Source organism: Geobacter sp. OR-1, from assembly GCF_000813145.1.
Classification (GTDB): domain Bacteria; phylum Desulfobacterota; class Desulfuromonadia; order Geobacterales; family DSM-12255; genus Geoanaerobacter.
Map to the genome: position 1 here is coordinate 83,357 of NZ_BAZF01000017.1, position 7,847 is coordinate 91,203.

A 7,847-nucleotide genomic window follows, 5' to 3' on the forward strand; every position below is an offset into this window, starting at 1 on the left:
TGTGAGTAGGACACAGGAAAATCTTTCCCTTGAAATTGAAACGGCAAGGTGGGAATGGTTGAAGCCACACAACGAGCGGGAGGCGCTGTTCGCGGTTTCGCCCGACCTTGATCTGGCCCATGTGGGGGAGCGGGTAGCGGCAGACGATGCCGTTACGGTGGAGCGCTGGCTGGCATCGCACCTTCTGGCCAGGCCGACAGCGGCGCAGGTGGCCGAGTGGGACAAAAACCCGGCGACCGGTTTTTCGATGCTTATCGTCTCGCCGTTTGTACTTATTCAGGAAAAGGAGTGAAGGAAATTTTCATGCATCCGGCCGGGCATGCTGCTATACTCCTTCAACCCGAAGGCACCAGCCCCGTCGAAAGGAATTCTATCATGGACACAACTCTTGACGATATCGAAGTCCGAGTTCTCGGTTGCCTTATCGAGAAGGAACTGACCACGCCGGAATATTATCCGCTGTCGCTCAACTCTCTGACCAATGCGTGCAACCAGAAGTCCAACCGCGATCCGGTCATGGCGCTCCAGGAAACGGATGTGGTCAAGGCCCTGGATTCGCTCCGGTTCAAACGGTTTGCCCGTGTGGCCGGTGATTCCGGCCGGGTGGCCAAATACCGGCACTCGCTTGCAGAAAGCCTGCGGCTCGATCCTTCTGCCCTGGCAGTTATTGCGGAACTGCTCCTGCGCGGCCCTCAGACAGTCGGAGAGCTTCGGACGCGAGGAGAGCGGATGGCCCCATTTGAAGATCTGGCATCGGTGGAAATGGTGCTGCAGGAACTCATGGATCTGAATCCGCCGCTGGTGGCAAAGTTAGCCCGGCAACCTGGCCGGAAAGAGGCCCGTTATGCCCACTTTTTCTCCGGAATGCCGGTGGTTGCCGAAGAGGATTCCCTGGCGCCGGCCGAACCGGCCCGGTTGAAAGTGATGGCCGAGGAGGAGCGTTTCGCCCGGCTCGAAGAAGAGGTCCGCTCCCTTCGTAGCGAGGTTGACGAGTTGCGGAGTGTGGTGCAGGAATTCCGGGCCCAGTTCGAGTAGTCACGATGGTTATGGAAAGCCCATGTTGACTGTCGAGCAGATTCGCCATCGCCTTGCAACGGTGAAAATCGATGTGCAGGTCACGGACCATCGTTCCCCTACTGCAGTGGCGCTGATCCTGAGAGCGGGGCCGGGTGGTCCGGAGGTCTTTTTTATCCAGAGAGCGGCAGACGAGCGCGACCCCTGGTCCGGCAATATCGGTTTTCCTGGCGGCCGGTTTCAGGAGGGTGATAAGGACCTGCGTGGCGCAGCGGTGCGCGAGACCATGGAAGAAGTGGGGATTGACCTGGAATCAGCTGCTGAGCCGCTCGGTCGTTTATCGGACATCGTCGGTGCCCATCTGCCGGTCAGGGTCGCCTGTTTTGTCTACCATCTGCATGAGGCGCCCGGTATTGCACTGAATCCGGAAGTAAGCGATGCCTTTTGGGTACCTCTTGCCGCCCTTGCCGATCCCGGCAATCATGAACAGGCCGAAGTGCGGTTCGACGGGAAAACCCTTGTTACGCCTGCTATCCGTCTGCCCCTTCGGGACAAGCCGGTCTTGTGGGGGATAACTTACCGACTGATCTGCCAGTTTATGGCCATCGTCCGGTTAAGGTCTTTTATTTGCGATGAAGGGAGCAAACTCTGATGAATCGATTAATACGCGCAATTGCAGTGAATCTGATCTGTTACCTGTTGGCTGCCGGGTCCTCTGCATTTGCAGCAGCGGCGCCGTGCACCCCTCTGACTATGGCCTCCCGCGCCATGCCCGCGGCCAGCGACGGCAAGGCCTACAAAGAGCCGGTGCAACGGTTCGGCGGCGTTCCGCCCGTTTCATTCATGGTGACTTCCGGAATGCTCCCGCCAGGGTTGAAGCTGTCCCCTACTGGAGAGCTTGCCGGCATTCCGACATCTGCCGGGTTATACGAATTCACGGTTGCGGTAACGGATAGCTGTCGGCCGCTGGGACAGAGCGCATCGGCCGTCCTGTCACTGTTTGTCAACAAAAAGGGTGAATCACTGGCCGGCCCGGAATTGTCGGTTGTCCGCAAGGCGCCGCTGAAGGTCAGCACCGAAGTCTTTCCGAACAAGGTGAATATTTCGGCCGGACCGGATACCAAGGTTGTCCTTCGGTACCAACTGACTGCGCAACCGGCTGAGACAGCGACACTGGAGTCGCCAGGGGTCTCTTTCGTAGTTAACGGTTCTGTGGCCGAAACAATGGCGGCGCCGTTGACCGTTGTCTTGGTCAATGGTGCCGGGGTCGTGGAAGAGACGGTCAGGATATCGCAACGGGCACTGGATCTTGCTGCCAGGGAAAAAGCGGCAAAAATAGTTTTCAGCCGGGCGTTTATAGGGCGCAAGACCACTACGATTGCCGTAGTGGAATTCCTGACCGGCCAGTGACGTCATCTTGAGGAGTCCAGTTATGGAAAACGAAGAGAAATTGCAGCCGACTTGTGCGAAATGTGTGGGCGTCTGGCAGAAAAGCGGCACCACCAACTGCTGGAGCGGAGATCCGGCCACAGCCCCGCCCAGGCCGGGCAACTGTCCTGCAGAGACAAGCCCGGCGGTGATCAGGGAGTCATTCGCCCGCTATACGGACGACAGCGAGGACGCCAGACTGGCCTTTGTCGCCGCCCAGGTCGAAGGGCTCTGTTATCAGCCGGTCCCTGGGAGCGATGCGGTAAATGCCCGCTGGACAAGAGTTGAGGATACCGTTGCCCTGGCAAAACTGATGGGTTGGAAGAAGATCGGGATTGCAACCTGCATCGGGTTGTTATACGAGGCCGAGCAGCTCACGGCGATCCTGAAGGCGCAGGGGCTGGAACCGCTGTCGGTCTGCTGCAAGGCAGGGAGCATAGACAAACTGGAACTGGGGCTGGCGGAACAGGACAAGGTTCGCCCGGGGACCTTTGAGCCGGCATGCAACCCGATTGCCCAGGCAGAGCTGTGCAACGCAGCCGGTACCGACATGAACCTGATCGTCGGCCTGTGCGTCGGCCACGACATGCTCTTCAACAAGTACTCGAATGCGCCGGTATCAACCCTGGTCTGCAAAGACCGGGTAACAGGCCACAATCCGGTTTCGGTCCTGTACGGTCAGAATTTCTACTACAAACGGCTGCAGAAGCAGGCTGTGATCATGCCGGAAAAGGTTTAGGCTGATTCAGCTGAATGTTTTTACCTTGCGGTGAATCGCCCCTTGCTGCGTGAGACTGCTTGCATAGAGATGGAAGGCTGTTATGGCGATCGGCCCGGCGTGGAACCCGGTATTCCTGGCCTCAAACTCCCTGACCGTTTCTGGCGGGACCTCCTTGAGGCGGGCAATGGTCAGATGGGGCGAGAAGCTCCGCTCCTCGGGTAGAACTCCGGCAGAGACGCAGGCCTTTTCCACAGCCTCCTGCAGTGAAAGCATATCCGGCGGGGCCTCGATACCGAGCCAGAGAACCCTTGGAAGCCCGCGCGGCGGAAAATGGCCGATTGCTCTGAGGTTAAGATCGAAGTGCCTGGTGTAAACCATTGCCAGCCGCTCGATGATTTTCTGCTCCAGCTCTTGATCGGCATCGCCGATGAAGCGGAGAGTGATATGGAGCTGATGTTCGGGCACCCATCTGAATCCCGGGCTGTCTGTCCTCACATCTAGGATCTGGCGCCTGATATCTTCAGGAAGATCGATTGCCACAAAAAGTCGGTTCATTTCTGCTCCTTATCGGCTGGCAAACCGCATGGGCCGGTTGGTGCCGGAAAGCATGAACCGCCCGCCGCTTTCGGAAAAAACGACGTTCATTCCTTTGGAAAGACCATTGAGTCGCGCAATCAATTTGTGCCCCTGTACCCCGCTTAACACCGTGGGCTGATATCTGGTTTCCCGATTCAGGACGTTTAATGGAATAACCTCGACATTGCTTACCCCCCGATCCAGGGTGATCCTGGCAATAATGCTCCTATCCGAAGCGTGGCTGGCACTTCCGAAGGCAAAATTGCCGAGGCTGTAGAAAATCACCCCGTTGCGATACCGCTCGACCCCCTGCAATACGTGCGGATGATGCCCCAGGACAATGTCGGCGCCTGAATCTATTGCCAGTCTTGCTGCCCTGACCTGATAAGGCTTCGGGGTTGCCGCAAGTTCCCGCCCCCAGTGAAACGAGACAACCACATGATCTGCCTGTTGCCGGGCCGCCTTTATATCGTTAGAGACACTGGCTGCATATCCCGGTGCGGTTCCCTGCCGCGCCGGCCCCGCAAAGAACTCCTTCGGAAAGGTAAGTGAATAGGCGAGAAAGGCGATCCGTTTACCCCGGGTTTCCACTATTGCCGGGGCTCTGGCGGTCGCAAGGTTTTCCCCTGCCCCGGTATGCTTAATCCCGTTAGCTTTGAGGTGCAGCACGGTATCAGCCAGCCCTTGGGCGCCGTAATCGAGAATATGATTATTGGCGAGTGTGAGGACCAAGAAGCCGGCGTCTCGCAGGGACTTGGCAGTTTCGGGCGGCGCCCGGAAGCGAAACCGCTTATCGATATACTCATTGCCTCTTCCGGTGATGGGGGCTTCGAGATTACCGATTGCGATATGACTCCCTTTCAGGATGTCCCTGGTTGCGGCAAAGGGAAAGGAATAACCAAATTTCCGGTAAACAGGGCGGGCGCTGCCGTCCAGCATGATATCGCCGACAGCGGTTAGAATTACTTCTTCACCCGTGGCGGCAAGGGGGGTGAATAGGTTCAGCAGCAGGAAGGCAATCAGGAACGTAAGCTGAAGTTGTCGCATAAATGCACCAAAAATCGTTGACTTGTATCACTGCTGATGCTATGAAATACAACTTCGCACGACCCTTTGTAAAGGAATTTTCCTATGCTGGATGCAAGGTTTATCAGAGAAAATCTGGAACTGGTCGAGTCCCGGCTCAAGAGTCGCGGGACCGGCATCGAACTCGATGGTTTCAGGCAGCTTGATACCCGTCGCCGTGAACTGATGCAGGAATCCGAATCGCTCAAGGCGTTGCGTAACAAGGTTTCCGACGAAATCAGCAAGGTAAAGGACAAAAGCCTTGTCCAGGACCGCATTGCCGAGATGCGCGATGTCTCGCAGAAGATCAAGTCCCTTGATGATGAGCTGCGGGGGATAGATGAGGAATTCGACACCTTTCTCCTTACAGTGCCCAATATTCCCCATCATTCGGTTCATGTGGGCGCTTCCGAAGCCGACAACGTCGAAATCCGGAAATGGGGCGAAAAACCCGAGTTCGCATTTGAGCCAAAGCCGCACTGGGAGCTGGGCGAGTCGCTTGGTATCCTCGACTTCGAACGGGGGGCAAAGCTAACCGGGGCGAGGTTTACGCTGTACCGCGGCGCCGGTGCACGGCTTGAGCGGGCGCTGATCAACTTCATGCTCGATCTGCACACCGGGACCCACGGTTATCAGGAGATTCTTCCCCCATTCATCGTCAACAAGGAGAGCATGACCGGTACCGGGCAGCTACCGAAGTTTGAAGACGATCTGTTCCGTATCGATGGACTCGATTATTTTCTTATCCCCACTGCCGAGGTTCCGGTAACCAACATTCACCGGGGTGAGATCCTTAAGGGTGCCGACCTGCCGATCTGTTATACGGCGTATACCCCTTGTTTCAGGAAAGAGGCCGGTTCATACGGGAAAGATACGCGGGGTCTGATTCGCCAGCACCAGTTCAACAAGGTCGAGTTGGTGAAATTTACCCGGCCGGCCGATTCGTACTCGGAACTGGATGCGCTGTTAGGGAATGCGGAGGAGGTGCTCCGGAGGCTGGGGCTTCATTACCGGGTTGTCGAGCTCTGCACCGGTGACATCGGGTTTTCCGCCGCCAAAACATACGATATTGAAGTATGGCTCCCGGGACAGGCCACTTATCGCGAGATCTCATCCTGCAGCAATTTCGAGGATTTCCAGGCTCGCCGGGCGGGAATCCGATTTCGCGAAGACGAAAAAGCCAAACCCGAATTTGTCCATACGCTTAATGGGTCAGGGCTTGCGGTTGGGAGAACGCTGGTCGCCCTGCTCGAAAACTATCAGCAAGAGGATGGTTCGGTCTTGATCCCGGCGGCTCTTCAACCTTATATGGGAGGCATGGAAAGGGTGGGAAAATAGTCATTCGGGGATCTTTGTTAACTCCATGAACCACCAAGAGAATTAGATTTTTGGATTGCAAATCAAAAATAGAAGTGTTACATGTAGCTTTCGCATTGGGCTCATGGTTTTACCCGGATGTTTCGATGGGAATGTTTCTCTGGTAAATGCAGCACGGAGGGATGGCCGAGTGGCTTAAGGCGGCGGTCTTGAAAACCGTTGAACGAAAGTTCCGTGGGTTCAAATCCTACTCCCTCCGCCAAAATTAGATTGTGCATATCTGTTATGGAGAGATGGCCGAGTAGGTCGAAGGCGCTCGCCTGCTAAGCGAGTATACTGGGAAACCGGTATCGAGGGTTCGAATCCCTCTCTCTCCGCCAGTCTAACGAGATGGAAGGCAATTAGTGGAGGAGATGTTGAGGTCAATCGCAAAAATTATGCTCTGCGCATGTTTAGGCGGAGCGGTCGCTCTGGCTGGGTGCGGTAAAAAAGAAGAGAAAAAGACGGTTTCTCCATCCGAACCAACTGGGCAGGCTATTTCCAGAAAAGAGACGACGGTAGCAGTTCCCGACATTGTAAAGGGAAAGTGGAAGGCGGTAAAAATAGGGGTAACGAACAAGAATAACAATAAAGAAACGGATTATTTTATTGATATCGGTTCGACCTTCACAATTCCCAACACGACACTGGCAATTAAAGTAGAAAGTTTTCTCCCCCACTTCACGATGGAGGGGACAACACTAACATCGGCAACAAATGATCCCAAAAACCCTGCTGCTCAGGTCAGGATCACCGAAGGCGGTAAAGAGATTTTCAAGGGTTGGCTTTTTGCCCTTTATCCAACTACCCATGCGTTCCAGCACCCGGTATATGGATTCTCGCTGGTGGATTTTGTGCCGGCAAACTGAATTGCATAGAACAATTTTGCGCCCGTAGCTCAGCTGGATAGAGCACAAGACTACGAATCTTGGGGCCGGGAGTTCGAATCTCTCCGGGCGCGCCATTTAAAACCCCCAAAAAGTTGTCAGCGATAAGTTAATAAAATCGCTGACAATTTTTTTGTTCAGTGTTTCCCGAATTACACTTTCCGGTTAACTGGAAACATTTCGGGAAACATTAGAGCATCCACGGGGTTATTTTATGTGTCCGTATGTCATGCAGTTCGGGAAAAAATACAAGTACCTCCGCCGTATCCCGTTAGACCTCTTATATTCATACCACACAAAAATAATCAAATTAAGCCTTAAAACTAACAGCCGCAGGGAAGCCGACAGGATAGCTGCAATTATCGACGAACGGCTAGAAAAAACTTTCGCGGATATCCGCCTTTATAAATTGCCATATTCCGAAGCTAAAACCTTAGTAACAGCAGCGTTGCAATATAACGGGCAGAGCAGCAATGAACCCACGCTAAAAGACCTTGCCGAGGAATACGAAAAGAGCAAGGGTCAAGGCTGGAATCCAAAAGGAAAGCAAGAATTTTGGAAAGCTCACAGCCTTGTTACGGAAGCTATCGGGAACCGCATCGTTAGGCTTGTCGATAGGGCGCTTGTCATTCAAGTACGGGAGCATATCATCAGCAAAAACGTGCAACCCCGCACCGTTAACAAGTATTTGCAAAGACTTTCAAGCCTTCTATCGTATGCGGTTGTTTGCGGGATAATACCGTCTAATCCTTGCGTTCAGGTCAAAATCGAGGTAAGCAAAAAAACAATAAACGAGAACA

Annotated in this window: 10 protein-coding genes and 3 tRNA genes; 11 read left to right on the top strand and 2 right to left on the bottom strand. The window is 54.4% G+C overall.

Features of this window, described 5'->3' with window-relative positions:
* Position 1 precedes the first annotated feature (1 nt).
* The 5 genes from OR1_RS15720 (at position 2) to OR1_RS15740 (ending at position 3,181) form a co-directional block, all read left to right on the top strand.
* Complete coding sequence (locus OR1_RS15720) at positions 2-292, top strand: DUF2288 domain-containing protein (protein ID WP_041972861.1); 291 nt, start codon at positions 2-4, stop codon at positions 290-292.
* An 83-nt stretch (positions 293-375) separates the two neighbouring features.
* Positions 376-1,035, top strand: coding sequence for a YceH family protein (locus OR1_RS15725; protein WP_041972882.1), 660 nt, complete (start codon positions 376-378; stop codon positions 1,033-1,035).
* A 22-nt stretch (positions 1,036-1,057) separates the two neighbouring features.
* The gene (locus OR1_RS15730) at positions 1,058-1,666 is read left to right on the top strand and encodes a CoA pyrophosphatase (RefSeq protein WP_052440535.1); all 609 of its coding nucleotides are present in this window, start codon (positions 1,058-1,060) and stop codon (positions 1,664-1,666) included.
* Positions 1,666-2,424: an Ig domain-containing protein gene (locus OR1_RS15735; protein ID WP_041972862.1), complete on the top strand. Its 759-nt coding sequence runs from the start codon at positions 1,666-1,668 to the stop codon at positions 2,422-2,424. Before OR1_RS15730 ends, OR1_RS15735 begins: the two co-directional genes overlap by 1 nt.
* A 22-nt stretch (positions 2,425-2,446) precedes the next feature.
* Positions 2,447-3,181 (top strand): DUF1847 domain-containing protein, encoded by a 735-nt coding sequence (locus OR1_RS15740; protein ID WP_041972863.1) that lies wholly within the window; start codon positions 2,447-2,449, stop codon positions 3,179-3,181.
* 6 nt (positions 3,182-3,187) lie between these two features.
* Here OR1_RS15740 and thpR read toward each other — a convergent pair whose 3' ends face one another.
* Together thpR and OR1_RS15750 are read right to left on the bottom strand one after the other, a co-directional pair.
* On the bottom strand, positions 3,188-3,718 hold the full coding sequence (gene thpR / locus OR1_RS15745; protein ID WP_041972864.1) for an RNA 2',3'-cyclic phosphodiesterase: 531 nt from the start codon (positions 3,716-3,718) through the stop codon (positions 3,188-3,190).
* 9 nt (positions 3,719-3,727) lie between these two features.
* A complete protein-coding gene (locus OR1_RS15750) occupies positions 3,728-4,786 on the bottom strand; it encodes a CapA family protein (RefSeq protein WP_041972865.1) in 1,059 nt (352 codons plus the stop codon).
* An 84-nt stretch (positions 4,787-4,870) separates the two neighbouring features.
* Here OR1_RS15750 and serS point away from each other — a divergent pair, with 84 nt between their 5' ends.
* From serS to OR1_RS15780, 6 genes are all read left to right on the top strand, one after another.
* A complete protein-coding gene (serS, locus tag OR1_RS15755) occupies positions 4,871-6,142 on the top strand; it encodes a serine--tRNA ligase (RefSeq protein WP_041972866.1) in 1,272 nt (423 codons plus the stop codon).
* 155 nt (positions 6,143-6,297) lie between these two features.
* Positions 6,298-6,383 (top strand) — tRNA-Ser (locus tag OR1_RS15760).
* Positions 6,384-6,408: 25 nt separating this feature from the next.
* A tRNA-Ser gene (locus OR1_RS15765) sits at positions 6,409-6,501 on the top strand.
* A 33-nt stretch (positions 6,502-6,534) separates the two neighbouring features.
* Entirely contained in the window at positions 6,535-7,029 is a 495-nt protein-coding gene (locus tag OR1_RS15770; RefSeq protein WP_152609935.1) for a DUF2155 domain-containing protein, read from the top strand.
* Between the two features lie 18 nt (positions 7,030-7,047).
* Positions 7,048-7,124, top strand: a tRNA-Arg gene (locus tag OR1_RS15775).
* 152 nt (positions 7,125-7,276) lie between these two features.
* A partial coding sequence (locus OR1_RS15780) for a DUF6538 domain-containing protein (RefSeq protein ID WP_193377108.1) occupies positions 7,277-7,847 on the top strand: 571 nt, incomplete at its 3' end.